A 25,611-nucleotide genomic window follows, 5' to 3' on the forward strand; every position below is an offset into this window, starting at 1 on the left:
TGGACGGAGACGCGACGTGAGCACCAGTGAGCGAGTCGATTCCCAGAAGGCCCCGGAGCCGGTGGGCCTGTATCCCCACGCACGGCGTGTGGGCAACTTGTTGTTCCTGTCGGGCGTGGGCCCGCGCGAGCGCGGGACGAAGAAGATTCCCGGCGTGGAGCTGGACGCCGAGGGCAACATCACCTCGTACGACATCGAGGCGCAGTGCCACTCGGTGTTCCGCAACGTCCGCTACATCCTGGAGGACGCGGGCTCCTCCTGGGACAAGCTGGTGGACGTCACGGTGTACCTGACGGACATGAAGAAGGACTTCCCCACGTACAACCGCCTGTGGGCCGAGTACTTCAAGGACAACCCGCCGTGCAGGACGACGCTCGAGATCAACCGGCTGCCCACGCCGATCGCCATCGAGCTCAAGTGCATCGCCACCATCGGAGATGAATGAATGGGCCGGCTGACCCCCATCAACTTCAAGAAGTGGATCGACGAGCACCGCCACCTGCTCAAGCCGCCCGTCGGCAACCAGCAGGTGTGGGCGGACCGTGAGTTCATGGTCACCGTCGTCGGCGGCCCCAACGCGCGCACGGACTTCCACATCAACGAGGGCGAGGAGTTCTTCTACCAGTTGGAGGGCACGATGAACCTGCGCGTGCTCGACGACGGCAAGCCCGTGGACATCCCCATCTCCGAGGGGGAGATCTTCCTGCTGCCGCCCAAGGTGCCGCACTCGCCCCAGCGCCCCGCGGGCACGGTGGGGCTGGTGCTGGAGCGCCGCCGCCTGCCGCATGAGCTGGATGGCTTCATGTGGATGTGCCCCTCCTGCGGCGAGAAACTCTACGAGGAGTTCGTGCACGTCACGAATCTGGTGACGCAGCTGCCGCCCATCTTCGAGCACTTCTACGGCAACGACGCGAACTGCACCTGCAAGAAGTGCGGGACGAAGGTGACCAAGGGAGGGCCTTCTCGTTGAAGGTCGACATCCACACGCACCTGCTGCCCGAGAAGCTGCCGCGCTTCGCCGAGCGCTACGGGTACGGCGGCTTCATCACGCTGGACCACCACGCGCCGTGCCGCGCGCGGATGCTGCGCGACGACGGGAAGTTCTTCCGGGAGGTCGAGAGCAACTGCTGGGACCCGGTGAAGCGCATCGAGGAATGCGACGACGTGGGCGTCCACGTGCAGGTCATCTCGACCGTGCCGGTGATGTTCAGCTACTGGACGCAGCCGGAGCACGGGCTGGACCTGTCGCGCTTCCTCAACGACCACGTGGCCTCGGTGGTGCGCGAGCACCCCAAGCGCTTCGTGGGGCTGGGCACGGTGCCGCTGCAGTCGCCGGAGCTGGCGGTGCGGGAGCTGGAGCGGTGCGTGAAGGAGCTGGGCCTGGCGGGCGTGCAGATTGGCAGCCACGTCAACGACTGGAACCTCTCCGACGAGAAGCTCTTCCCGTTCTTCCAGGCGGCGAGCGAGCTGGGCGCGTCCATCTTCGTCCACCCGTGGGACATGATGGGCGAGGCGAAGATGCAGAAGTACTGGCTGCCGTGGCTGGTGGGCATGCCCGCGGAGATGTCGCTGGCCATGTGCTCGCTCATCTTCGGGGGCGTGCTGGAGCGGCTGCCGAAGCTGCGCTTCGCCTTCGCGCACGGTGGCGGCGCGTTCCCCGGGACGCTGGGGCGCATCGAGCACGGCTTCGAGGCTCGGCCGGACCTGGTGGCGGTGGACAACAAGGTGCCGCCGCGCGAGTACCTGGGGCGCTTCTGGGTGGACTCGCTGGTGCATGACGCGGACACGCTGCGCTTCATCGTGAAGCTGTTCGGCCAGGACAAGGTGGCGCTGGGCAGTGACTATCCGTTCCCCCTGGGCGAGCTGCGCCCGGGCACCCTCATCGAATCGCTGACGGAGCTTTCATCCGACGCGCGCGAGCAGCTCCTGTGGAAGAACGCCCTGGCGTGGCTGGGGCGCTCGCGCGAGGACTTCGCCCCATGACGACGTACACCTTCGAGGACTCCCAGGACTTCGCGCGCAAGGCCGACGCCGAGGATGCGCTGCGCTCCTTCCGCGAGCAGTTCCACTTCCCGCCCGGCCCGGATGGCAAGCCGGTGGTGTACCTGGCGGGCAACTCGCTGGGGCTCCAGCCGAAGAACGCCGCGCGCTACGTGCAGGAGGAAATGGAGGACTGGGCCCGCTTCGGCGTGGAAGGGCACCACCACGGGCGCCACCCGTGGCTGCACTACCACGAGCTCGTCACCGAGCAGGCCGCGCGGCTGGTGGGCGCGAAGCCGCAGGAAGTGGTGGTGATGAACACCCTGACGGTGAACCTGCACCTGATGATGGTGTCGTTCTACCGACCCACGAAGGAGCGCTTCAAGATTCTGGTGGAGGGTGGCGCGTTCCCGTCGGACCAGTACGCGGTGGCCTCGCAGGCGCGCTTCCACGGGTTCGACCCTCGCGAGGCGGTGCTGGAGCTCAAGCCGCGCGCCGGTGAGGAGACGCTGCGCACCGAGGACATCCTGGCGACGCTGGAGCAGCACGGCCACGAGGTGTCGCTGGTGCTCCTGGGCAGCGTGAACTACCTCACGGGCCAGGCGTTCGACATCCCCGCGATTACGCACGCGGCGCACGCGAAGGGATGCTTCGTCGGGTTCGACCTGGCGCACGGCGCGGGGAACCTGAAGCTGTCGCTGCACGACGACGGGCCGGACTTCGCGGTGTGGTGCTCGTACAAGTACCTGAACGGCGGACCGGGGAGCCTGGGTGGGGTGTTCGTGCACGAGCGACATGCGCGCTCGAAGGACATCCCCCGGTTCGAGGGCTGGTGGGGGCACGACAAGGCCACGCGCTTCCAGATGGGGCCGCACTTCGACGCGCTGCCGGGCGCGGAGGGGTGGCAGCTGTCGAATCCGCCCATCCTCCAGCTGGCGGCGCTGCGCGCGTCGTTCGAGCTGTTCGACCAGGCGGGCATGGCGGCGCTGCGCGCCAAGAGCGAGCGGCTCACGGGGTATCTGGAGTTCCTGTTGGACAAGCTGCCGCCCGGCTACGTGCGCATCACCACGCCGCGCGACGTGAAGCAGCGCGGGGCGCAACTGTCCCTGCGGTTCCAGGGCGACGCGCCGAGCATGCTCAAGCGGCTGGCGGACGCGGGCATCATCTGTGACTTCCGCAAGCCGGACATCATCCGCGCGGCGCCCGCGCCGCTGTACTGCTCGTTCACGGATGTGTACCGCTTCGTGAAGACGCTGGAGGGACATGCCCGTGGGTGAGCGGAACGAGGCCGTCACGGTGGTGGGCGCGGGACTGGTGGGCTCGCTGCTGTCCGTGTTCCTGGCGCGGCGTGGGCACACCGTGGAGGTGCTGGAGCGTCGGCCGGACATGCGGCGCGAGGTCATCGACGCGGGGCGCTCCATCAACCTGGCCATCTCCACGCGGGGGTTGTACGCGCTGAGGCAGGTGGGGCTGGAGGAGGAGGCGCTGCGCCACGCGATTCCGATGCGGGGACGGATGATTCATCCCCCGAAGGGCGCGCTGATGTACCAGCCCTATGGGAAGGATGACTCGCAGCACATCAACTCGCTGTCGCGCGCGTGGCTGAACAAGTTCCTGATGAGCGCGGCGGAGGCCACGGGCAAGGTGCGCATCCGCTTCAGGCAGCGGGTGTCGGGCGCGGACCTGGACCAGGGCGTGCTCACGGTGGTGGACGAGGCCACGGGTGAGGAGCGCCGCGAGGAGGGGCGTGTGGTGTTCGGCACGGACGGCTCCGGCTCGGCGGTGCGGCAGGCGCTGGAGAAGGTGCCGGGGTTCGAGTCGACGGCGGAGACGCTGGGGCACGGGTACAAGGAGCTGACGATTCCTCCCGGGCCGGGCGGCGCGTTCCAGATGGAGAAGCACGCGCTGCACATCTGGCCGCGCGGGACGTACATGCTGATTGCGCTGCCGAACGAGGATGGCAGCTTCACGTGCACGTTGTTCCTGCCGTGGAAGGGGCCGGTGAGCTTCGAGTCGCTGGACTCCCCTGCCCGGCTGGAGGCGTTCTTCGAGGAGCAGTTCCCGGACGCGAAGGCGCTCATCCCGGACTTGACGCAGGCGTTCTTCGCTCGGCCCACGGGCAGCATGGTGACGGTGAAGTGCGCGCCGTGGAACGTGGGTGGCAAGGCGGTGGTGCTGGGGGACGCGGCGCACGCCATCGTCCCGTTCTTCGGACAGGGGATGAACTGCGGCTTCGAGGACTGCACGGTGCTCGAGGGGCTGCTCGGCAAGGGCGGGGACTGGGAGACGCTGTTCGGGGAGCTGGCGCGGCTGCGCAAGACGAACGCGGATGCCATCGCGGACATGGCGGTGGAGAACTTCGTGGAGATGCGCGACAGCACGGGCAACCCGCGCTTCCTGTTGGAGAAGGCGGTGGAGAAGGTGTTGCTCAACACCTTCCCGGGTGAGTTCGTCAGTCGGTATTCGATGGTGAGCTTCAGCCGGGTGCCGTACCGGTTGGCGTACGAGGTGGGGGCGATTGCCGGTGGCATCGTCTCGGAGTTGTCCGAGGGGCTGACGCGCGCCGAGGACGTGGACCTGGAGCGGGCGAAGCGGCTCATCCACGAGCGGCTGGTGCCATTCATGAAGGAGCACGCGGATGGATTTCGGACTGAAGGGTAAGCGCGCGCTCGTGATGGGCGCGTCGGCGGGGTTGGGATACGCGACGGCCGAGGCGCTGGTGAAGGAAGGCGCCACGGTGGCCATCTGCTCTCGCGGTGGGGAGAAGCTGGAGAAGGCGGCGAAGTCGCTGGGCGCGGCGCTCGCTGTGCCGACGGACTTGAACCAGCCGGGCGCGGCGAAGCGGTTGGTGGATGAGGTGGTGGCGAAGCTGGGCGGCGTGGACGTGCTCGTGGTGAACACGGGCGGGCCTCCCGCGGGCGGCTTCGAGTCGCTGACGGCGGAGCAGTGGCAGTTGGGGTTCCAGAGCCTGTGGATGGCGGCGGTGGATGGAATCCAGGCGGCGCTGCCGGGGATGAAGGAGCGCAAGTGGGGCCGAATCACGCTGGTGACGTCGCTGGCGGCGCGTGAGGCGATGCCGAACCTGACCATCTCCAACGGGCTGCGCGCGGGGTTGCTCGGGTTGGTGAAGACGGTGAGCAACGAGGTGGCGCAGCACGGTGTCACGCTCAACGCGGTGCTGCCGGGCTTCCACGCCACGGAGCGGATGACGCAGCTGGGCCTCACGGACGAGAAGGTGGCCCCGCAGATTCCCGCGCGGCGACTGGGGCGGCCGGAGGAGCTGGCCTCGCTGGTGGCGTTCCTGTCCTCCGAGCAGTCCTCGTACATCACCGGCCAGTCGATCGCCGTCGACGGCGGCGCGGCGCGCGGGTTCTGACGTACCTCCGTGACGCCGAGCCCATGCCAGCTCGGTGACGAAGGCAGGAGACGGTGGCGCAGTGCTTGGGTTGCAAGGCAGGCTGCGCCACCCAATGAACGTTCTGAGAGCTGTTTGGCTTGCGGCGCTTCTAGCTGCGTGGTCGGGCTGTGCAACCGCAGGGAAGGCTCCCATGCAGGGGGCTTGGGAAGCGGCGGAGCTCGAGTGCGATACACCGCTCGAAGACCAGTGCGTCACACTGCTGTGCCTGGGTGATGCCTGTGGTTTCTACCCGTGCGACCAGGACTTCGGGCAGATAGAACTGGCCCGATTCCCGCCGTCCCGCCCGCCTGCAGCCGCAGCGGCTCCGGGCGCAGGCCCGCGGCGGAACTGGGGTGGTGGGCAGCGGCTCCCCAAGGCTTGGGTGATGACGTTCCCCAACTGGAACGGCGCTCCCGAGAGAATCATCCCTCCCTCGCACCAGCTTCCTTCTGGGAGATGGGAGAAGCACCACATCTTCCCGCAGGAGGCTCGGCTCAAGGAGTGGTTCGAGCGGCAGGGGGTGAAGATCCACAACTACACGCTCCCGCTCCCATACGAGGTGCACCGACGGATTCATCAAGTCGGCGGGCAGGGAGGGCAGTGGAACGAGGCCTGGCGTCAGTTCATCAGGAGCAACGCCTCCGCATCGCCAGAGGAGATCTTCAAGCACGCCGGCGAGCTCATCTACCGGTTCCAGCTCACGGGCGGACCGATTCAATCGTACTATTCACGGCCTGGGACGTGAGATGGACCGATTCTACTGGTTGGACGAGGACCAAGGCGCGGCCACCCAGCACGGCGGGCATGTCGACGCTGCGCATCGCTGGGGGCTCCCTGGCCTGCTGAAGTGCCCCACCTGTGAGAAATCATGGGCCGCAGCCGGCCACTACTACCCTGGAGTCGACCTCGCACCACTCGGGGAGCTGGAACGTGAGTTCCGGAAGGCACGGCAAGAGCCCTTCGATGAGTTCGCGCGACTGAGGGCGATGGTGCTCCCCCTTGCGCCACCTGGTGCCGTTCTCCCGCCTGGGACGACCTTCGGCCCATTGGTCGGCAGATGCAGTGGGCAGCTCCCGGACTTCACCTGGGTCGTTGATGAACTGTTGCTCCATCGTCGGGTGCGCGATGGCCTCCAGTCGGGGGGAGTCCGAAGACTCGAGGCCTTTCCTACGGAACTCCGGTCTCGCCAGAAGACACCACCAGACTTCTTGGAGGTGCAGCTGGCCCACCGAGGGCAATTCCACCCGGATTGCATCCCGGACGGAGTCTCGCCGCCTTGCACGACCTGTGGACGGTTTGCGCTCAAGCGCCCCGATGAGCCCATCCTGGACGCGTCGTCGCTGCCCTCCGACCTTGACCTCTTCCGGGTCGGGAACTTCGCGACGATGGTCATCTGCACCGAGAGATTCCTCGACGCGGTGAGCAGGGTCGGGGGCGATGGACTCACCTGGCGCGAGTTGCCAGTTCGCGCGCGTACTGCGACGACATGCGCTTCGACTTCTGCGCCCTGAACTGATGCGCGCCTCCCGCCCATCACCTCGCGTGGTGGGCGGGAGGGCTTCACGCTTCCGCGGCTACGGCTCGCGGGCCAGCAGCGCGTCGAGCGCGCGGTAACTCTGGTTGAGGCCGTCCGCCATGCCGGAGGCAGCCATGCCGTCGCGCTCCTCCGTCGTGAAGAAGAACGACACCGCCACCACCTTCGTGCGCCCGTCGCCCAGGTCCTCCAACGTCGTCGTGTTGAGGATGACGTAGCCGGGCATGCCGTCCCATTCGAAGGTCTGCACCAGGCGCTCGACGGGCGTCACCTCGCGGAAGCGCCCCTCGAAGCCGTGCTCCTGTCCATCCGCGTGCTCGACGAAGCGCCAGTGGCCACCCCGCTCCACCTCCAGGCGCTCCACCACGAGCTTGTTGCCCCGCCCCCACCACTGCGCCACCTGCTTCGGGTCCGTCATCGCCTTCCAGACCCGCTCGCGCTTCGCATCGAAGATGCGCTCGATGCGAATCTCGCGGTCCGTCGGCTGCGTGACGAGTGCTTCCCTGAGTGCCGTGTTCATTCCTCTTCCCCTTTCGTTCGCGCGAGGAACTCGCCGAGCCGGTCGAGCCGCGCTTCCACCAGACGCCGATAGCCATTCATCCACGCCACCTCGTCCTCGAGGCGACATGGCCCTAGCCGGCAGGTCCTCACCCGCCCCTGCTTCTGCGTGATGACCAACCCTGCTTCCTCGAGCACGTGCACGTGCTTCTTCATGCCCGTCAGGGTCATGTCGAAGCGCTCCGCCAGCTCCGTGATGGACGCCTCCCCCTGGCCCAACCGCTCCAGGACTCCCCTGCGCGTCACATCCGCCAGTGCTCCAAACGTCGCATCGAGTCGGGCTTGATACTGAACCATATAGCTCAGTTTAGCAATGGCTCTTTCTCGCGCAAGTCCTGGGGCGCGAAATCCCACGACGGGCAGTGCGTCGGGCCGGACTCGGCCATGAGGGTGGGGCCCATGCCCCCGGGAATCACGGGCCTTGGGTTCGTTCGCGCACGTGCGAGCAGCCGACGCCCCGAATCCTTGGGCTGGAGGCGGCCGCTCACTACCGTCGCTCGGCAGACCTGATTGAGAGGCCCGTCATGGCATCACGTCGTCTGCTCATCCCCGCGGTGTCACTCGGACTGGCTGTCGCGCTCGTGGTGTTCGGCACGCTCCAGGGCCGCGCGCCCTCGGACACACCCGCTCCGGGCGACGCGGGCTCGTCGACCTGCCCGCCCGGCTTCCGTCCCTTCACGCTGACGAACCAGGCGAGCCAGACGGTCTGGATTGGCCAGACCGCGGGCGCGGCGCCTCCGCCCTTCACGTGCACCACGGACAGCGACTGTGGTCCGAACCAGGCCTGCCTGAACCCCGGTTGCACCAGCAGCGCGGATTGCAACGCGGGCAATATGTGCGACACGAACACGGGACAGTGCATGGTGGCCCCGGGCACGACGTGCAACGGCGGTGCTCCCATCGTCACCGTCAATCTCCCCACCGCGCTTTGCACGGGTGCGACGCAGGTGCCCGCGTGCGCCAACTGCGGCTCCGAGGGTTGTGACTCCACCACGGGCCTGTGCAAGTGCGCCGACGGAGGGCAGGCCGCGTGCCCCGGCAGCACGACCTGCTCCACCACGGTGCAGGAGTGCAGCCTCGCCAATGGCGGGACGTGCTACTTCCAGTCCGTCGTCCCCGGTGAGAACCAGGCGTGCAGCTCCGGGAGTTCGCCGTGTCCGAGCGGACAGTCCTGCACGGTGGCGCTGGGGCTCTGCCAGTACCCGAGGACGGATGGCGGGGTTCCGCTCGACGCACTGAAGTTGACGGCCCAGGAGTCGACGACGCTGTGCATGCCTTCGTCGCTGCCTCCCGCGTTCGCGAACCTCCAGCCCGGGATGACGGCGTGCACGCAGAACGCCCAGTGCCAGAGTGGCCGCTGCCTGCTCGCGGACGGAGTCAACCTCGCGAATCCGCCGACGCAGTGCCCGGAGGATGGCGGCGTCGCGTGCCTGTGCCGTTCTCCCATCGGCTGGAGCGGCGGTCTGTTCGGACGGTTCGGCTGTCAGTCCGATGGGACGGGCTGCCTGAGCGCGGACTGCGGCAACGCGGCCGGCATGCCCTGCCCGCTCGGCAAGGGCGGAACCAATCCCTTCACGGCCGCGGAGTTCACGCTCCAGCCGGACACGGTCGACTTCTACGACGTCACCGTCATCAACGGCGCGAACGTGCGCCTCCAGATGGGCCCCAGCGGTGACGGAGGCTTCGCGGCGGCGAACCCACCCTCGCCGTACTCGTGCGGCACGGCGGGCTCCACGAGCGTCCAGGGGAACAGCACCATGGGCATGCTGGAGGCGTGCTCGTGGAGCTTCACGCCCGACACGAGCGCGGGCCTCCCCGCCGACTACACCACCCTGCTCCGGGCCGTCGTGCTGCCGGCCTGCGGACAGGACAGCGACTGCGGCGCGGGGACGACGTGCACCGGCGGCGTGTGTCAGCCGACGTGGACGAAGTGCGGCCCCACGTGCGCGAACGGCGCGGTGTGCGGCAACCCCAACAACCCGGACGCGGGCTACTGCGGCACGTGCACGTCGGACAGCGACTGCGCGGGGGGCGCCGTGTGCGGAACGGCGTTCCTGCCAGGAGTCGGCGGTACGTCTCCGCTCGTCCAGACGTGTGGCCAGTCCATCGGCTGGTGGTCCTATGAAGACCTGTGCTCGGCGAGCACCAGCTTCGGCTACGGGCCCCTGGACTGCAGCCAGGTGATGACCGTGCAGGTTCAGGGCGGCACCGTGCAGGACACGCTGAGCAACCTCTTCCAGTGCGCCGGCAATTTCGGTTCATCCTGCTACAACAGCAACGGAAACACGCCGGCCTGCTGCGGCTGCGCGACGTATCCGGGCAACGACGCGGGGAGCTTCTGGCCCACGCTGCTGGAGCCCGGCAACAACCCGAGCCAGCAGGCCCAGGGGCAGTGCTACGCGAACAACCCGGCGTGGGCGCAGAGCGTCCAGCCGTGGCTCTCGTTCCTGAAGAAGGCGTGTCCCACGGCGTACACGTACGCCTACGACGACGTCACCAGCACCTTCACGTGCATGAGCGGGGGCACGGGCGGCACGAACACGGTGGGCTACGACATCGTCTTCGGTGACGTGAACTGAAGCGCTCGCGTCACAGCAGCGAGCGCACGGCGTCGACGACCTGGGCCCACTCGCGCGAGCGTGGGTCCACGACCTCGAAGTGGCCCGCGCCGGGGAGCACGACACAGCGAACCTCATCCCCGTGCGCGCGGCCTCGCGAGCAGAAGTCCGCGCTCATCGACACGGGGACGGTGTCGTCCTCGGAGCCATGCAGGAGGACCTGGGGGACGCCGAGCGGCTGGAGCGCGGCGGGAGACGCGCGCTGGTAGCGCAAGGGCACCTCCAGGGGCGAGCCCCCGAGGAACTGCCCCGCCGCGTTGTCACTGAGGCCCAGCTCATAGGCGCGCGTCACGTCGGCCACGCCCGCGAGCGAGACGACGCCGAGCGGACGCAGCGGCGACTGATTGTAGAGCGAACTGCCCGAGGGCAGCCGGGGCCTCGCGGCGAGCCACAGCGCGAGGTGACCTCCCGCCGAGTGGCCGAGGAACACGACGCGCGACAGGTCCAGGGGATGCGACTCCGCGAGGGTGCGCAGGAAGTCCGCGCCAAGGGCGACGTCCTCCAGGGTGCCGGGATAGCCGCCGCCCTCATGGCCGACGCGTCGGAACTCCAGACTCCACGTGGCGAAGCCGCTCGCGGTGAGCGCCGCGCACGCATGGCCCAGGTGGGCCAGGTCGTACTTCGCGCGCCAGAAACCGCCGTGGATGGCGACGACGACAGGATGCGGCCCCGGCCCCGAGGGAAGCCGCAGCTCTCCGAAGTGATGCGTCCCCGGTCCATAGGGGATGCGCGCATCCGGCGCCGGAGGTGCCTCGTCCAGAATCCACATCGAGCTCATCCCGCTCTCCTCCAAGGAACCAAGACCCCACCCGACAACCACTCAGAGCCGCGTCACCGCCGCGCCTACGATGCCAAAACCGGACGCATCTTCAATCCAGTGCGTCCTCGGCCCCCGGCGAAGCACGCCGCGAACCGTCACATAGCGCTGCTCCAGATGCGCGCTGGCCGCCTGCCGGTAGTCCACGGCGCCAAGCACGACTCGCGCCCGCAGCAGCTCATCCTCGACCTGCACCTGGAGCACCACGGGCCCCTCGACAGTCCCCTGCTCTCCCGGCGCCCCCATCAACTCCGTGACGCGGCCCACGAACTGGTCGGGCTGCGTCTCGCGCATGGGGCGGAGCTGATGCGCGAGGCGCTCGAGGCGCTCGTACATGTTCCGGTCCACATGGACCTCCGCGGGCACCTCCCCGACAACAGGCAGCAGGGGCGACCAGGAGCCCCGCAGTCGCAGGTCCGCGGACTCGTCCGAGGGCATCATCTCGACCAGCGCCTCACACAGGTTCGCGCTCACCCTCGGCGCATCCTCCACGGCATCGAGGACCCGCTGTGGCTCCCCCATCCGAACGGACCGCGCCAGGTGCGCCACGGACCGCAAGAGGAGCAGGGCCGTCCGCCGTCCGAAGGGCTCTCCACCCTGTGTACCAAGGTCGAGCGGTGTCTCGACGGTGAGCACGAAGCTGCCCACCTCCGTCTGTCCCAGTCGACACTGGCGCACGAAGCTCTCCGCCTCCGCCAGGCCCAGGCGCGGATGAAAGGCGCGAGGCCGCTTCACGCTGCAGGCGCTCGCCAGCAACGCCTTGCGCACGCCGTTCGCCAGCCCCAGCCCGTCCGCCAGACTCACGCCCCCATCGCGAGTGACCTCGCCCTCCAGCCCGAAGCGCAGCACGTCCCTCCGGGGTTGCAGCAGGTCATGCAGCACGGACTCGGCCGAGCGCCCCTCCCACTCGGAGACCCGCCGCGCGACGACCCCCATCGCCTCCGCGTAGTCCGCGAGGTCACGGTCCAACGGGACCTGCACCTCCGCCACGGGCTCGCGCGGGCTCCGATAGATGGCGGCATAGGCCCGACGAGAGGGCACCCGCGTCCATCCCCGCGCCTCCAGGTACGCCCGCACCTCCAGGTAGTCGACCCGACTGCCCAACCCATGAAGCGGCGTGCTCGTCATGACTCCAGCTCCTCCTCGCGAGCCACCTTCTCCAGCAAGCGCCGCAGCGTGTCGTGCGTGAAGCACCGCTCCCGGGAGAGCCGCACCGTCTGCCCGGTGTCATTGAGCGTGCGCGGCTGGCCCCGCAGCGACGTCCAATAGGCACAGTGCCGCAGGACGAGCGACTCCGGCGTCTGCGTCAGCCACGACTCCTCGGCCTCCGGCATCACGAACACCACCAGGATGCGCGGCACCAACGACGGCGCCACCAGGTCGTTGTAGTTCTTGCGCGACAGGGCGAACGGGAAGCCGCCCTCCTGGCCCAGATGCGCCACCCTCGCCGTGGCCTTGAGCTGGATGGCCAGCTCCGGCGACGTCAGCGCCGCGTTCTCCGCCAGCAGCCCACGGGCACAGACCTTCAGGTCGATACTGTCCCGATCCATCCCCACTCGCTCGACCGAGCAGCCCGCCCTGGCCGCGACCGCGTGCACGTACGCGACGCTGAGCTGCTCCTTGATGTCATTCGGTCCCAACATCCCCGCCTCCCTCCACCTACACCGTGAACGGCGGCCACTCTACTCCGCACCTCCCCCGCTCCCCGTGGACCAGGCAGGCAGGCTCCCGAGGCGCCCAAGTGTCCACCGGGCGTCATCCCAGGCCCTCCAGCCCCCCTCCAGAGTGTTGCCCACCGTGCTCTAAAGCTTTTTGGACCAATCTTTTAAGCTTCGTGGCGCGGAATTTAGGCTTGATTTCCCGTCCCCAAATGTAAATACCTGCGCCCACGGATTCGAAATCACCGCGCTGACGGTGACGACCGGCCTGGAGGCACGGCAAGCATGGACACGAAGGGGCTGCGGACGTTCCTGGAGATTCCCTACGACGAGCTGGAAGAGCGCAACCTCAAGGTGAAGGAGCAGCGCCTCCAGCACGTGTCGGCCGACAAGGTCCGCGAGGAGCGCATCAAGTACCTCACCGACGAGCGCAGCCTGAAGGCCGTCACCGTGTGCTTCACCGACCTCGAGGGTCGGCTGCACATGCTGGACTACGACAAGAAGTTCCTCCTCAAGAGCGCCGACAACCTCACCTTCGACGGCTCCTCCATCCGCGGCTTCTCCCAGCAGGCGGAGAGCGACCTGCGCCTCAACATCGACTGGGGCTCGTTCTACTGGCTGCCCTCGGACATCTTCGGGCCCGGCAAGGTGCTGGTGTTCAGCGAGGTCCTCGAGCGCGACGGCTCGCCCTACCACGCCGACATGCGCGGCCAGCTCAAGCGCGTCACCGAGGCCCTGTACCAGAAGGACGGCACTGTCTTCCACGCCGCGCCCGAGGTCGAGGGCTTCCTCTTCAAGGGCCGCGACGCCGAGCGCCACTACCACGAGACGGGCAAGTTCGACTTCATCTCCACCGGCGGCTACTACCACTCGCTGCCCGGTGACCCGCTACGCGCCTTCATCGACAAGGCCGCCGAGGCCCAGCGCGCCATGGGCTTCCAGAACGAGAAGGACCACCCCGAGGTGGCCCCCAGCCAGTTCGAGATGAACTTCACGTACAGCGAGGCCCTGGTCTCCGCGGACCAGATCCAGCTCTACAAGCTGCTGTGCCGCCAGGTCGCCGCGCAGATGGACACCACCGCCAGCTTCCTCCCGAAGCCGGTGACGGGCGTCAACGGCAACGGCATGCACATGAACATGTCGCTGTCGAAGAACAACAAGAACCTGTTCTACGACAAGGCCGGCCAGGACAACCTGAGCCAGATGGGCTGGGACTTCATCGACCGGCTGCTCACCAACGCCAACGACATCTGCCTGGTCCTCAACTCCAGCGTCAACGCGTACCGCCGCCTGGACCCGCACTTCGAGGCGCCGAACCAGATCAAGGCCAGCGCCAACAACCGCGGCGCCATGGTGCGCATCCCCTATGGCAACGAGCGCTCGGCCCGCGTCGAGTGCCGCTCGGTGGGCCCGGACGCCAACCCGTACCTGGTGCTCTACACCCTGCTGCGCACCGGCCTGGAGGGCCCGCAGCCGCAGGAGGACGCCGAGTCCAAGCGCAGCCGCACCCGCTTCCTGCCCGACAACATCTTCGACGCCATCCGCCTCTTCAAGGGCAGCTCGTTCGTCGCCAACATCCTGGGCGAGAACGTGCAGAGCAAGTTCGCGGAGCTCAAGACGGCCTCCGCCGAGCGTTGCCCCAAGCAGCTGGGCACGCGCGTGAAGACGTCCGAAATCCAGTTCCACCACGAAATCACCAACCAGTACCTCTGGAGCCAGTTCTAGGCCCTCGGCCGGGACAGGCCCCAGAGCACCAGGCCCGCCACCACCGCCACACCGGTGGTGGCGGCCTCCCGCACGCTCGCGCCGAACGCCACCAGCGTCAGGCCGAGCGCGAGCGTGGGCACCGCCAGCACCGCATGCCACGGCGTCAGCGCGCGCTCCCGCTTGAAGGAGAGCCACGCCAGCGCCGCCGCCGTGACGCCGTACTGCATCAGCACGGCGATACTGGAGAGCGCGAACAGCTCCGACAGGTTCCCCAGGTTCACGAACACCAGCACCACCGCCCACGTGACGCCCAGCGCCCGTACGGGCACGCCCCTGGGTGACATGCGCTCCAGCCCCAACAGCGCCCTGTCCCCCGACGCGAGCGCGGACAGGTAGCGCGGCGTCGTCACCATCATCCCCACGCAGATGCCCAGCGCGGACACGCTGGTGCCCATCGCCACCACGCGCGACAGCCCCGCCCCTCCCCACACGCCCGCCGCCGAGGCCAAAGGCGCGCCGGAAGACGCCAGCTCCGGCAGCGCCGTCACGCACGCCCACACCAGGCCCACGTAGAGGAGCACCGCGCCCAGCAGCGAGCCCACCGTGGCCCACGGCACGCTCCGCTCCGACGAGCGCACCTGCCCGGCAATCACCGGCACGATTTCGAAACCCTGGTACGCGAACATCACCGTCAGCCCCGCGGGCAGCCACGCCCCCGCCGTCCACGCCACGGGGCTCGCCGCGACGGGCAGCGGCCCCGACAGCGCCACCGCCGCGAAGGCCACGAGCAGCGCCCCGAGCGGCAGCAGCTTGAGCACCGTGAGCGCCGTCCACGCCCTCGCCGACACGCGGATGCCCGAGGCCACAATCGCTCCCAGCACCGTGACGAGCACCGAGGCCAGCGCCCGCTGCCCCCACGCGCCCTCCAGCCCCAGCGACGGGGCCACCGCCTGCGACAGCCCCGCCACCACCGCGGACGTGCTCAGGAACGCGCTGACGTAGGCCACCCAGCCCACCAGGAAGGCCACCCGCTCACCGAAGGCCGCGCGCGCGAAGACGACGGGCCCGCCGTCCGCGTCGAAGCGCCGGCCCAGCACCGCGAACGCCAGCGCCACCGGCACCAGCGCCAGGCCCGTCACCGCGAACGCGAGCACCGCGCCCAGGCCCGGCGTGCGCGCGGCCACCTCCGCGGGCGCGAAGAAGATGCCCACGCCGACGATGCCGTTGACACCCAATGCAAGCAGTTGGAGCGGACCGACGGTCCGCTCCTGCGCCACGGAGGAGACAGCGGGAGAGGCAGGCACGGAGGGGAAGTTCACTACAGCCCGGGGCCCGACACCAACCCACCGCGTCAAAGAAGGCCCGCCGAACGCTCGCTCTGCGTGCATGGGGCCGCTGGCCACCGGACGGGCGCCGGTTCGTCCCCGTCGACGGGTGCACAGGCCTGGCGCCCTCCGAGCGGCCGCGTGTCCCCCACCGCACGGCCCGTCCCCACCGGCTGGGGAGGTGACTTTCCCCGCGATATACTCGCCGTGTACCCGCCGTTCCCGCCGCGGTTCCAGCTCGAGACACCGCGGCCCGGATGCGCTGGGCTGCACGGAGGAAGTGATGCGTCGAATCGGCTTGCTGATGGGCGTCCTGGGGTGTGCGGGGTGTGCCACCCTCACCCGGGGGCTCGACACCCAGTTGAACCCCGAGACGGGGGAGTACGAGACGCCCACGCACGAGACCGTGTACCTGGCGCCCCCCGAGGACGCGATGATGATGGCGCGGCGCGTGCTCGAGGAGCAGCGCTACGACGTGATGGAGAAGGAGGGCGGCCTGGAGCTGTTCTCCTCCGCGCACGAGCCCGGCAAGAACCGCAACGGCCTGCGCAACCACGAGCGCTACTACGTGAAGGGCGAGCGGCTGGGACCCCGCCAGACGCTCATCCGGGTGTTCCGCCTCAGCTATTCCGAGATGGAGAACCTCATCGAGGAGACGCCCAAGCAGATTGGCGACATGACGAGCCGCGACAGCCAGCTGTCGCTCGAGGAGACCGAGCACGCGTTCGACGCACGGTCCGAGGCCCACCTGAGCGCGCCCCCCGCGCGGCACAACGCCCTGCGCACCATCGCCATGCGCAACCCCTTCCCCAACGCGCCCGGCCTGGAGCGCTTCCGCTACGTGCGCGGCTACCGGGACCTGGACGTCGAGCAGACGCTGCTGGCCCGGATGGAGATGGTGCCCGCGCTGGAGCTGGTGGGTGGCAACGCGCCGGTGTCCATGCGCTCGGTGATGATGGAGGGCTGGGGCGAGGCCGGTGACGCGTCCGCCGCCACCCCCGACTGCGGCGAGCCGGTGGAGGGCGCCACGTCGCTCTTGTCGGCCGGTGGGGTGGTGCTGATGGCAGACCCGCTGGGCACGCAGGAGCTGCCCTCCGCGGCGCTGCGCATGCTGTGCGAGGCCACCGCCCAGGGGCTGCCGGTGACGCTGGCCCTGTCGGTGCCCGCCTCCGAGCAGCCGCTGCTGACGCGCTACCTCGCCAGCGCGGGCACGTCGCAGGACGCGCAGGAGCTGCTCCGGGAGAGCGCCTTCTGGCGCCGCGCGCACCAGGACGGGCGCAGCAGCCGCGCCATGCTGTGGCTCGTGGAGCAGGCCCGCCGCCTGCGCGCCTCCGGCAAGGACGTGGCGCTGGCCGCCATCGACGCGGACAAGGCGCAGGGCAACGAGCGCGAGGCGCAGCTGGCCGCCAACCTCCTCTCCTTCCAGGCCCAGCGCGCCCAGGCGTGGACGCTGGTGCTCACCGGCAGCGTGCACGCGCGCACCACCAAGGTGGACTGGGACGGCGACCTGGAGCCCATGGGCGCCCGCGTGGCGAAGGCGCTGCCCTCCGTGCGCGCGCTGGACGTGGGCTTCCAGCGCGGCACCCAGTTCGCCTGCCGCTACAGCGTCTGGGACGACGTGGAGTGCAACGTCTTCGGCATCAGCCCCACGCTCCAGGCGCGGCAGTCCTCGAAGCAGCGCCCCGGCGTGGCACTCGCCAGCGAGGCGCGCGCGGATGGCTTCCACGGGCGGCTGTACCTGGGCACGCTGAACGCCTCGCCCCCGGCGCTCCAGTCGCAGAGCCACGTCGCGCACAGCGCGCCCGCGCGCAAGTAGTCCCCCCAGCGTCGTGAGTCCCGAAGCCCCGGCGCCAGCACCTGGCCGGGGCTTCGTCGTTCCCACCGGCAAGGTTCGCCGGCCGAAGGCAAGGCTTGCCGTCCGACGCGCGCGGGAGTCCGGCAAGACTTGCCGTGCTCGCGGGCCGCTCCGGGCCGAGACTGTCTGGCACTCGCGTTGCTCTTCCTCCCGGTCAGCACGTCACCCCAGGTTGCGCATGACGCGACAGCTCGAGGGGGACGCGCTCGACGAGGAAGACCTCCATGACGAAGAACCTGTTCAAGCAGTCCGTGGCCGCGCTCGCGGTGCTCGGTGCGATGCCGACGTTCGCGGGTCCGGCGACCTACGCGGGCTCGCTGTGCACCTCCGTGTCGGGCTTCAGCGCGCCCAGCATGTTCCGCAGCGGCCGGCTCATCAACCAGACGGGCAGCGCGCTCGAGGTGGTGTGCCCGGTGCAGCGCAACGTCTCCATCCCCAGCTTCAACGAGGCGGTGTCCTTCCTCGTCACCGCCAGGGACCCCCACCTCACCGAGAACGTGTGCTGCACCGCCACGGTGACGGAGCCCGACGGCAGCGCCATCGCCTCCGACTCGGGTTGCACGTCGGGCGCCGACACCGCGAACCCGAAGACCATCAGCCTGAGCGTGCCGACGACGTTCGCGTCCTCGAACGGCTTCATCGCCCTGCGCTGTGAGCTGCCGGCGCCCTACTCCGGCTACAACTCCGCGCTCTCCAGCTTCTACATCTCGGAGTAGCCGCCATGTCCAAGGTCCGCTGGGGAGTGATGGGGTGGGCGGGAGCCGTCGTGCTCACCGCGGGAGTCTGGAGCTGGAAGGGGGAGGCGCCTGGGGGAGGCGCCGCGCCCGTGGAGGCCGCCGGGGCTTCCGCCAACACCCCAGCGGACCTGGAGCGGGAGGTGCGCGCGCTGCGCGCGGAGCTGGAGTCCTTGCGTCAACGACAGGGGAGTCTGGAGCAGCCGCCGTCCGCGGGCGCGTTGGAGCAGGGGGCTCCCCAGACGCGCGAGGACGTGCCAGCAGCGGAGGACTCCGCGCCCTCGCGGGAGGCGGCGATGGTGGTGCACGAGCAGCGGCGCCAGGAGCGGGTCCTGGAGCTGGAGGCGGAGCTGGAGGTGGCGATGAACACCGAGCCTCGGGACACGACGTGGGCGGGGAGCACCGAGTCGCTCGTCACGGAGTCCTTCCGGGGGAAGGACTTCGCCGGCTCGCGGCTCACCCGCGTGGAGTGCCGCACCCATCTGTGCACGCTGGAGGTGGAGCACGAGGGGAACGATGCCCAGGCGGAGCTGCTCATCTCGCTCTCCCGCGTGCCGGGCCTGCGCGGACAGACGGTGGTCCGCCCGCACAACGAAGGGGGCCGCGTGACGTCGCGCGTCTACCTGTCGCGCACCGGTGAGCGCCTGCCCATGACGCTGCGCCGGTGAGCAGGCTCCGGTTGGGTTTCATGTGGCTCCAGATTTCCAGGACGCACACGAGTTGCCCGAATCGACACGGGCGTGCCAGCATGGACGCCCGCTCGATGTCGTCCGCTCCGCCTCCCAGCGCCCGAGACACCCGTCCCCTCGGCTCCGGCCTGGAGTCCGCCGAGACGAGCGCCGCGTACCTGCTGGTGCTGGAGGGCGAGTCGTCGTGGCGCTTCCCCCTGCCCGCGGAGGGCGTGGTGCTGGTGGGGCGCGACGACAAGGCGGACCTGCGGCTGAAGGACGAGAGCGTCTCGCGCCGACATGCGCGCATCCTCGTCACGGACGAGGGGCCGAGGGTGGTGGACCTGGGCAGCCAGAACGGGACGAGCCTCAACGGCCGGCCCATCGACGATGCCCGGCCGCTGTTGTCCGGGGACGTGGTCGCCTTCGGGGCGGTGGTGGCGGTGGTGCGCGCGCGGCATCGGCCCATGCCGGCGCGGCGCGCGCTGGACTCGGAGCGGTTGATGGGGCGGCTGCGCGAGGAGGTGGAGCGCGCGCTGCGGTATGGCCGGCCGCTGACGGTGCTGGCGCTCGCGCTCGGCGAGCCGGGGGGGCGCGAGCTGGTGGAGGCGGTGCTGACGTCGGAGGCGGGCCCGGCGGAGGCGGCGGGCTGGCTCGACGCGGGGCACCTGCTGTGGCTGTTGCCCGAGGTGGCCGGAGAGCCGGGTGAGGAGGGGTTGGGGGAGCGCGTGGAGGCGCTGCTGTCCGCGAGCCCTCGCGCTCGGCTGGGCGCGGCGACGTGTCCGTCGGATGGGTGTGACGCGGAGACGCTGGTGGCCGCGGCGCGCACGGCCGCGCAGACGGCGGCGCCGGGAGGCTTCGCGTCGGCGGCGGAGGGCGTCACGCGGCTGGCGCTGGCGGAGCGCGTGGTGCTGGTGGCGGACCCGGCGATGGCACAGCTGTATGCGCTGCTGCGGAGGCTGGCGGCGAGCGAGCTGCCGGTGCTCATCCGCGGTGAGACGGGCGTGGGCAAGGAGAACGCCGCGTTCGCCGTGCACCATTGGTCCCGGCGTGCGGGTGGGCCCTTCGTTCCGGTCAACTGCGCGGCGCTGCCGGAGGGGCTGGTGGAGAGCGAGCTGTTCGGCCACGAGCGCGGCGCGTTCACCGGGGCGACCCATGCGCGCGTGGGGTTGTTGGAGAGCGCGCAGGGCGGCACGGTGTTCCTGGACGAGGTGGGCGAGCTGCCCGCGTCCGCGCAGGCCAAGCTGCTGCGCGCGCTGGAGGTGCGTCGCATCACCCGCGTGGGAGAGACGCGGGAGCGGCCCATCGACATCCGCGTGGTGGCGGCGACGCATCGGGATTTGGAGGCGGAGGTGGCGCAGGGGCGTTTCCGACAGGATTTGTACTTCCGGCTGGGCGCGGCCACGGTGCTGCTGCCGTCGCTGCGGGAGCGGCCTCGCGAGGTGCCGATGCTCGCGCGGGACTTCCTGGAGCGGGCGTGCGCGGCGCTCGGGCGCCCCGGGTTGGAGCTGGCGTCGGGGACGATGCATGCGCTGTCGCGGCATGGGTGGCCGGGCAACGTGCGCGAGCTGCGCAACCTGATGGACTACGTGGCCGCGGCGGTGACGGGGAACGTCGTGGAGCCGCACCATCTTCCGGCGCGCATGCTCGGCGGCGGACGGGGGGCGCCGGTGGGTGAGCCCGTGGCTCCCGAGGCGGCGCCCGTGGAGCTGTCCCGACGCGCGCGGTTGCCGCTGGCGCAGGAGATTCGCGAGCTGGAGCGTCGGCGGATGCAGGAGGCGCTGGAGGAGGCGGAGGGTGTACAGACGCGCGCGGCGGCGCTGATTGGGATGCCCATCCGGACGTTCTCGTTCAAGTTGAAGCAGCTCGGACTCCAACCGCGGGCCCCGCGCCGGGGCCCACCGACGGAATGAGCACTCCGCCCGGGCTGCTGGAGCCGCCCCGCGAGTTCGAGGAGTACCAGGTGCTCCGGCCGCTCGGACGCGGGGCGATGGGACAGGTGTTCCTGGCGCGCGACACCCTGCTGGACCGGCTGGTGGCGGTGAAGTTCATCGCGACGCCGGCGGGGCGGTTGCCGGACGCGGGGGCTCGGGCGCGCTTCTTCCAGGAGGCCCGGGCGATTGCGCGCCTGCAGCACCCCAACGTGGTGGCCATCCACCGCGTGGGCGAGGTGCGCGGACAGCCCTATCTCGTGTCCGAGCTCATCCGGGGCGAGACGCTGGACACGCTGAGTCTGCCGGTCGAGGGGAGACGGCTGCTGGCGCTCGCCATCGGACTGGCGCGCGGGCTCGCGGCCGCGCATCGCCGAGGCGTCCTGCATCGGGACCTCAAGCCCGCCAATGCCATCCTCTCCGAGGACGGTGAGGTGAAGCTGCTCGACTTCGGGCTGGCGGAGGCGTGGTCGGGGGACCGGCGTTCGTACAGCGTGGCGCAGGAGGGGCCGCGCGCGACGCCGGATACGGACCGGGGAACAGGCTCCGAGCAGGGCACGCGCGTCGAGTCGACACGGGACGAGCGCCGTCACCTCGACTCGGACCGCGCTGTGCGCAAGCCGGAGGTGGAGACACGGCCGATGGCTCCGGCGGAGCCTCACGAGGGAGTACCGGCGTCGGTGACGGAGACGCGGGCTCCGGGCCTCGACTCGCCTGGGCAGCCCGCGATGAGTCCTGGCTTCGTCGAGCCGGAGCATCCTGGGAAGACGCGGGACCTCGGCACGCCAGCACATCCGTCGATGACGGTGGGACTCGATGCGCCGGCAGTATCTGCTCGCCCCTCGGACCGCGAGACAGCTCCGGGGCGCGGAGGGTTCGAGCATCCGCCAGCGGCGCTCGGCGTTGCGCCAGGCTTCGGCGAGCGAGTCGATGCGTCACCGCGTCGCGTGATGAGCCCGGGCCTCGGCGCGCCAATGCAGCCCGCGAGCCCTGGCGACGACTCGGCGCCTGGAGGAGCCAGGGACGGGGTCGCTCCCGTGCATCGCGCGCCGCAGCTCACCGTGCCCGGTACGCCGCTCTATCTCGCGCCCGAGCTCTGGCGCGGCGAGCCCGCCAGTCGGGCCACCGACATCTACGCGATGGGCGTCATGCTGCACGAGCTGTGTACGGGCAGCGCACCCCATCAACACGTGCCCCTCGCGGAGCTGGGCCGCGCCGTGACAGCCGAGCGCCCACCGCTGCTCGAGGGACAACGGCTCGACCTGCCGGCGGGTTTTGCCTCCGTCGTGGACCGATGTCTCGCGCTGGAAGCAGACCAGCGCTTCGACTCCGGCGATGCGCTCCGGGAGGCCCTCGAAGCCCTGTCCCTTCCCGTGCAGGCGACGCCCCTGCCCTCCGGCAATCCCTATCGCGGACTGCGCGCCTTCGAGGCCGAGCACCGCGCGGTCTTCTTCGGCCGCGAAGCGGAGCTGCGTGAGGTGATGGACCGCCTGCGCGGCGAGCGCTTCGTATTGCTCGCGGGTGACTCCGGCGTCGGCAAGTCCTCACTGTGTCGCGCGGGCGTCCTCCCCGCGCTCACCGGCCCCGGGAGTGACACGTCGTGGGACATCGTCTCGTGGACACCTGGACGGCGCCCCCTGGAGTCATTGGCGGTCGCGCTCGCACCGATACTCGATGAGAGCCCGGATGCACTGCTGTCACAGGTGGCCGACGAGGAGCCGGGCGCCCTGGCTCGCGCGCTGCGCAGACGCCGCAGGAGCGCCCATCCGGTGCTCCTGTTCATCGACCAACTCGAGGAGCTCGTCACCTTCTCCGAGCTGACGCAGGCCACCCGACTCGCCGAGGAGCTGGCGCTCGCGCTGCACCGGGTGCCTCGCATCCGGGTGCTGGCCACCGCGCGGAGCGACTGTCTCACCCGACTGGTGGCCCTGCCGGGACTGGGCGACGAGCTGCCTCGCGCGCTCTACCTCGTTCGCGCACTGACGGAGCGCGGACTGCGCGACGCTGTCGAAGGGCCCGCGCGTGCGCTCGGCGTGGCCTTCGAGTCCACCGAGCTGGTCGATGCGCTCGTCACCTCCGCCACGCGCGCCGAGGGTGGGCTGCCTTCATTGCAGTTCGTCCTGGAGGCCCTGTGGGAGGCACGCGACGTCTCGCGCGGCATCATCCCGATGGCGGCGCTGACCGCGCTCGGCGGCGTGGAGGGCGCGCTGGCCCGGCACGCGGACGCGGTGGTGGACCGGCTGAGACCCGAGCAGCGACCTCGGGCGCGGGAGCTGCTCCTCGAGCTGGTCACCTCCGAGGGGACCCGGCTGCGTCGCACCCGTGACGAGCTGCTCCGCGGGCCCGACGATGACACCGGTCGCGCGGTGCTGGACGGGCTCGTGCGCGGTCGACTGCTCACGGCGAGCGAGGCGGAGAGTGGCGAGGGCGTGTACACGCTCGCGCACGAGAGCCTGCTGACCCACTGGGACACGCTGCGCGGATGGCTGGGACAGGACGAACAGCATCGCGCCATCCGCCACCGGCTCGCGCGCGCGGCGGCGGAGTGGGAGCGACTGGGGCGTCCCTCGGAGTTGCTCTACGCGGAGCGACAGCTCTCCGAGGCCGCTGCCGCGAACATCCTTCCCGGAGCCGCCCTCCAGCAGGACTTCCTCGCGCGCTCCAGGCAGGTGGTGCGCCACCGCCGCGTCGCCCGCTGGGCGGTGGCCATCGTCGCGCCGCTCGCCCTGCTGGCGGTGGTGGCCGTCACCCGGGTCCAGTCACGCGCGCAGCTCGACGCACGCATCGCCCAACACCTGAGCGAAGCACGGCGACATCACGACGAAGCACGCGCGAAGGATGCGCGAGCCCAGCAGATGAGACAGGACGCCTTCACCCTGTTCGACACGCCGGGCCCCCAGAATCGCGAGGCCGCCGAGGCGCTGTGGACACAGGTCCAGGAGGAAGAGCAGGCAGTGGAGACGCTCAGCCTCCGAGCGCAGGCCGCGCTCGAGACGGCGTGGGGACTGGACCCGGGAAGCACCCGGTTGAACGAGCTGCTCGCGGACCTGCTCGCGGAGCGCGTGGAGCGTGCGGACCGTCAGCGCCAGCCCGAGGTGCGTGCGCAGCTCCTCGCACGGCTCGCCGCCTATGACACCGGAGGACAGCGACAGCGGCGGCTCGATGCGCCCGCGCGAATCTCCCTCATCACGTCGCCTCCAGGCGCACGGGTGACCTTGCTGGATGCACGCGCTGGCTCCACATCGACACCGAGTGCGGAGCCCGCGAGCGAAGCGAACATCGCTCCAATCAGCACGCGGTCAACGGCAGACAACGCGAACCTCGCGCCTCCTGCCTCGACACCGAGCATGGAGAGCCCGCGGCAGGCTTCCGCGAGTGATACGAACATCACTCCAGTCGGCACGCGGCCGACAGCAGACAACGCGGACCTCGCGCCTCCTGCCTCGACACTGAGCATGCAAAGCCCGCGGCAGGCCTCCGCGAGCGATACGAACATCGCGCCAGTCGGCACGCAGCCAACGGCAGACAATGCGAATCTCGCGCCTCCTGCCTCGACACCGAGGATGAAAAGCCCGCGGCAGGCTTCCGCGAGCGATACGAACATCGCTCCGGTCGGCACGCAGCCAACGGCAGACAACGCGGACCTCGCGCCTCCTGCTTCGACGCCAGGCACGGAGAGCCAGGCGCAGGGCTCCGCGAGCGAGTCGAACATCGCCGCGCGGTCTGGCCCCGCGGGCGCACCGCCGAATCAGTCCGCCACCACACTCCTCGGCCAGACACCGCTGAGAGACCTCTCGCTCCCCGCGGGCTCGCACCTGCTCCTCATCGAAGCGCCCGGCCGCGTCCCCGTGCGCGTCCCCGTCCTCCTGCGCCCGGGTGAATCCTTCTCCCAGGAACTCGCCCTGCCGGAGCCCCCCCAGGTCCCCGAGGGCTTCGTCTACATCCCGCCCGGCCGCTTCCTGCAAGGCGCGTCCGAGAGCGAGTACCTGCGCCGCGCCTTCTTCTTCGCCCCACCCCTCCACGAAGTCGAGACCGGCGCGTACCTCATCGCCCGTCACGAGGTGACCTTCGGCGACTACATCGCCTTCCTCGAGACCCTCTCCCCCGAGGAGCGCGCCGCGCGCATGCCGGGCTCCCGGCGCCGGCTCACCGTGGTGGACCTGACCCGCGAACCCGATGGCCGCTGGCGCCTCAACCTGCGCCCCGCCTCCGCCAGCTACAGCGTCCTCGACGGCGAGCCCCTCCGCTATGGCAAGCGCACCCGCCGCGCCGAGCAGGACTGGCTGCGCTTTCCCGTGTCCGCCATCTCCTTCGAGGACGCCCTCGCCTACGTCGCCTGGCTGGACCACACCGGCCGCGTCCCCGGCGCCCGCGTCTGCACCGAGCACGAATGGGAGCGCGCCGCCCGAGGCGCCGACGGCCGCCGCTACCCCTCCGGCGACTGGCTCTCCCCCGACGACGCCAACCACGACGTCACCTACGGCCGCGAGCCCTGGGGCTTCGGCCCCGACGAAGTGGGGAGCCACCCCGGTTCTCGCAGTCCCTTCGGCGTGGATGACCTCGCCGGCAACGTCTGGGAATGGACCCGCTCCAGCGTGGACCCCACCAAGCCCTCCGCCCAGGGCGGCAGCTGGTACCAGAGCGACCTCACCGCCCACTCCGCCAACCGGGACCGCGTCGAGCCCACCCAACGAGAGGCCCTCACCGGCCTGCGCGTGTGCGCCACCCCTCGGCCCTGAGGCCCGGACGGCAAGCCTCGCCCGACCCCGGCAAGTCTTGCCGGCAGCCCTTGCCACCCCGACCCCGTGACGCACCGTGTGTCCCCTGCC

General features: G+C 70.1%; 21 protein-coding genes. 15 read left to right on the plus strand and 6 right to left on the minus strand.

Annotated elements, in window-relative coordinates:
- Positions 1–16 precede the first annotated feature (16 nt).
- From VZQ01_RS14355 to sitI6, 8 genes are all read left to right on the plus strand, one after another.
- Positions 17–445, plus strand: a complete 429-nt coding sequence (locus VZQ01_RS14355; protein WP_141324887.1) for a RidA family protein — start codon at positions 17–19, stop codon at positions 443–445.
- Positions 446–970 (plus strand): 3-hydroxyanthranilate 3,4-dioxygenase, encoded by a 525-nt coding sequence (nbaC, locus tag VZQ01_RS14360; protein ID WP_223745992.1) that lies wholly within the window; start codon positions 446–448, stop codon positions 968–970.
- Positions 967–1,983, plus strand: coding sequence for an amidohydrolase family protein (locus VZQ01_RS14365; RefSeq protein WP_223783566.1), 1,017 nt, complete (start codon positions 967–969; stop codon positions 1,981–1,983). Before nbaC ends, VZQ01_RS14365 begins: the two co-directional genes overlap by 4 nt.
- The gene (kynU, locus tag VZQ01_RS14370) at positions 1,980–3,257 is read left to right on the plus strand and encodes a kynureninase (protein ID WP_223783567.1); all 1,278 of its coding nucleotides are present in this window, start codon (positions 1,980–1,982) and stop codon (positions 3,255–3,257) included. The genes VZQ01_RS14365 and kynU overlap by 4 nt, the downstream gene beginning before the upstream one ends.
- A complete protein-coding gene (locus VZQ01_RS14375; protein WP_255665757.1) occupies positions 3,244–4,641 on the plus strand; it encodes an FAD-dependent oxidoreductase in 1,398 nt (465 codons plus the stop codon). Before kynU ends, VZQ01_RS14375 begins: the two co-directional genes overlap by 14 nt.
- Entirely contained in the window at positions 4,619–5,356 is a 738-nt protein-coding gene (locus tag VZQ01_RS14380) for an SDR family oxidoreductase (RefSeq protein WP_426748106.1), read from the plus strand. Before VZQ01_RS14375 ends, VZQ01_RS14380 begins: the two co-directional genes overlap by 23 nt.
- Positions 5,357–5,450: 94 nt before the next feature.
- Positions 5,451–6,122 carry a SitA6 family polymorphic toxin lipoprotein gene (gene sitA6 / locus VZQ01_RS14385; RefSeq protein ID WP_426748107.1) on the plus strand — a complete coding sequence of 224 codons (672 nt, stop codon included), beginning with the start codon at positions 5,451–5,453 and terminating at the stop codon, positions 6,120–6,122.
- Position 6,123: 1 nt separating this feature from the next.
- Entirely contained in the window at positions 6,124–6,888 is a 765-nt protein-coding gene (sitI6, locus tag VZQ01_RS14390; protein WP_426748108.1) for a SitI6 family double-CXXCG motif immunity protein, read from the plus strand.
- 63 nt (positions 6,889–6,951) lie between these two features.
- Here the strand turns inward: sitI6 and VZQ01_RS14395 are convergent, their stop codons facing one another.
- Together VZQ01_RS14395 and VZQ01_RS14400 are read right to left on the minus strand one after the other, a co-directional pair.
- On the minus strand, positions 6,952–7,431 hold the full coding sequence (locus VZQ01_RS14395) for an SRPBCC family protein (protein WP_426748109.1): 480 nt from the start codon (positions 7,429–7,431) through the stop codon (positions 6,952–6,954).
- On the minus strand, positions 7,428–7,715 hold the full coding sequence (locus tag VZQ01_RS14400; protein ID WP_426748110.1) for an ArsR/SmtB family transcription factor: 288 nt from the start codon (positions 7,713–7,715) through the stop codon (positions 7,428–7,430). Before VZQ01_RS14400 ends, VZQ01_RS14395 begins: the two co-directional genes overlap by 4 nt.
- A 278-nt stretch (positions 7,716–7,993) precedes the next feature.
- Here VZQ01_RS14400 and VZQ01_RS14405 point away from each other — a divergent pair, with 278 nt between their 5' ends.
- On the plus strand, positions 7,994–10,048 hold the full coding sequence (locus VZQ01_RS14405; protein ID WP_426748111.1) for a thaumatin family protein: 2,055 nt from the start codon (positions 7,994–7,996) through the stop codon (positions 10,046–10,048).
- A 10-nt stretch (positions 10,049–10,058) separates the two neighbouring features.
- On the opposite strand, the gene VZQ01_RS14410 is transcribed toward VZQ01_RS14405, so the two are convergent.
- Genes VZQ01_RS14410 through VZQ01_RS14420 form a run of 3 tightly spaced genes read right to left on the minus strand, consistent with a single transcriptional unit; the run spans position 10,059 to position 12,547 of the window.
- On the minus strand, positions 10,059–10,865 hold the full coding sequence (locus tag VZQ01_RS14410) for an alpha/beta hydrolase family protein (RefSeq protein ID WP_426748112.1): 807 nt from the start codon (positions 10,863–10,865) through the stop codon (positions 10,059–10,061).
- 42 nt (positions 10,866–10,907) lie between these two features.
- Entirely contained in the window at positions 10,908–12,032 is a 1,125-nt protein-coding gene (locus VZQ01_RS14415; protein ID WP_223783575.1) for a hypothetical protein, read from the minus strand.
- Complete coding sequence (locus tag VZQ01_RS14420) at positions 12,029–12,547, minus strand: DUF4365 domain-containing protein (RefSeq protein ID WP_426748113.1); 519 nt, start codon at positions 12,545–12,547, stop codon at positions 12,029–12,031. The genes VZQ01_RS14415 and VZQ01_RS14420 overlap by 4 nt, the downstream gene beginning before the upstream one ends.
- A 300-nt stretch (positions 12,548–12,847) precedes the next feature.
- Between VZQ01_RS14420 and VZQ01_RS14425 the strand changes: the two genes are divergently transcribed.
- On the plus strand, positions 12,848–14,287 hold the full coding sequence (locus VZQ01_RS14425; protein ID WP_426748114.1) for a glutamine synthetase family protein: 1,440 nt from the start codon (positions 12,848–12,850) through the stop codon (positions 14,285–14,287).
- On the opposite strand, the gene VZQ01_RS14430 is transcribed toward VZQ01_RS14425, so the two are convergent.
- Positions 14,284–15,573 (minus strand): APC family permease, encoded by a 1,290-nt coding sequence (locus tag VZQ01_RS14430; RefSeq protein ID WP_426748115.1) that lies wholly within the window; start codon positions 15,571–15,573, stop codon positions 14,284–14,286. The two genes, VZQ01_RS14425 and VZQ01_RS14430, sit on opposite strands and share 4 nt — an antisense overlap.
- Before the next feature lie 304 nt (positions 15,574–15,877).
- On the opposite strand from VZQ01_RS14430, the gene VZQ01_RS14435 reads away from it, so the two are divergent.
- From VZQ01_RS14435 to VZQ01_RS14455, 5 genes are all read left to right on the plus strand, one after another.
- On the plus strand, positions 15,878–17,410 hold the full coding sequence (locus VZQ01_RS14435; RefSeq protein ID WP_223745981.1) for a hypothetical protein: 1,533 nt from the start codon (positions 15,878–15,880) through the stop codon (positions 17,408–17,410).
- Between the two features lie 263 nt (positions 17,411–17,673).
- Positions 17,674–18,165 carry a hypothetical protein gene (locus tag VZQ01_RS14440; RefSeq protein ID WP_267698074.1) on the plus strand — a complete coding sequence of 164 codons (492 nt, stop codon included), beginning with the start codon at positions 17,674–17,676 and terminating at the stop codon, positions 18,163–18,165.
- A 5-nt stretch (positions 18,166–18,170) separates the two neighbouring features.
- Positions 18,171–18,851 (plus strand): hypothetical protein, encoded by a 681-nt coding sequence (locus VZQ01_RS14445; protein WP_426748116.1) that lies wholly within the window; start codon positions 18,171–18,173, stop codon positions 18,849–18,851.
- An 80-nt stretch (positions 18,852–18,931) separates the two neighbouring features.
- Positions 18,932–20,764, plus strand: coding sequence for a sigma 54-interacting transcriptional regulator (locus VZQ01_RS14450; RefSeq protein WP_426748117.1), 1,833 nt, complete (start codon positions 18,932–18,934; stop codon positions 20,762–20,764).
- A complete protein-coding gene (locus VZQ01_RS14455) occupies positions 20,761–25,521 on the plus strand; it encodes an nSTAND1 domain-containing NTPase (protein WP_426748118.1) in 4,761 nt (1,586 codons plus the stop codon). Before VZQ01_RS14450 ends, VZQ01_RS14455 begins: the two co-directional genes overlap by 4 nt.
- Positions 25,522–25,611 lie beyond the last annotated feature (90 nt).

It is taken from the genome of Myxococcus faecalis (genome assembly GCF_050039385.1).
Lineage (GTDB): Bacteria > Myxococcota > Myxococcia > Myxococcales > Myxococcaceae > Myxococcus > Myxococcus fulvus.

Excerpts from the sequence above, each read along its gene's own strand:
- VZQ01_RS14415 (WP_223783575.1), bottom strand. The coding sequence starts at position 12,032 with ATGACGAGCACGCCGCTTCATGGGTTGGGCAGTCGGGTCGACTACCTG.
- VZQ01_RS14455 (WP_426748118.1), top strand. The coding sequence starts at position 20,761 with ATGAGCACTCCGCCCGGGCTGCTGGAGCCGCCCCGCGAGTTCGAGGAG.
- VZQ01_RS14440 (WP_267698074.1), top strand. The coding sequence starts at position 17,674 with ATGACGAAGAACCTGTTCAAGCAGTCCGTGGCCGCGCTCGCGGTGCTC.
- VZQ01_RS14435 (WP_223745981.1), top strand. The coding sequence starts at position 15,878 with ATGCGTCGAATCGGCTTGCTGATGGGCGTCCTGGGGTGTGCGGGGTGT.
- VZQ01_RS14445 (WP_426748116.1), top strand. The coding sequence starts at position 18,171 with ATGTCCAAGGTCCGCTGGGGAGTGATGGGGTGGGCGGGAGCCGTCGTG.
- VZQ01_RS14380 (WP_426748106.1), top strand. The coding sequence starts at position 4,619 with ATGGATTTCGGACTGAAGGGTAAGCGCGCGCTCGTGATGGGCGCGTCG.
- VZQ01_RS14425 (WP_426748114.1), top strand. The coding sequence starts at position 12,848 with ATGGACACGAAGGGGCTGCGGACGTTCCTGGAGATTCCCTACGACGAG.
- VZQ01_RS14410 (WP_426748112.1), bottom strand. The coding sequence starts at position 10,865 with ATGAGCTCGATGTGGATTCTGGACGAGGCACCTCCGGCGCCGGATGCG.
- VZQ01_RS14420 (WP_426748113.1), bottom strand. The coding sequence starts at position 12,547 with ATGTTGGGACCGAATGACATCAAGGAGCAGCTCAGCGTCGCGTACGTG.
- nbaC (WP_223745992.1), top strand. The coding sequence starts at position 446 with ATGGGCCGGCTGACCCCCATCAACTTCAAGAAGTGGATCGACGAGCAC.
- sitA6 (WP_426748107.1), top strand. The coding sequence starts at position 5,451 with ATGAACGTTCTGAGAGCTGTTTGGCTTGCGGCGCTTCTAGCTGCGTGG.
- VZQ01_RS14405 (WP_426748111.1), top strand. The coding sequence starts at position 7,994 with ATGGCATCACGTCGTCTGCTCATCCCCGCGGTGTCACTCGGACTGGCT.
- kynU (WP_223783567.1), top strand. The coding sequence starts at position 1,980 with ATGACGACGTACACCTTCGAGGACTCCCAGGACTTCGCGCGCAAGGCC.
- VZQ01_RS14395 (WP_426748109.1), bottom strand. The coding sequence starts at position 7,431 with ATGAACACGGCACTCAGGGAAGCACTCGTCACGCAGCCGACGGACCGC.
- VZQ01_RS14375 (WP_255665757.1), top strand. The coding sequence starts at position 3,244 with ATGCCCGTGGGTGAGCGGAACGAGGCCGTCACGGTGGTGGGCGCGGGA.
- VZQ01_RS14450 (WP_426748117.1), top strand. The coding sequence starts at position 18,932 with ATGGACGCCCGCTCGATGTCGTCCGCTCCGCCTCCCAGCGCCCGAGAC.
- sitI6 (WP_426748108.1), top strand. The coding sequence starts at position 6,124 with ATGGACCGATTCTACTGGTTGGACGAGGACCAAGGCGCGGCCACCCAG.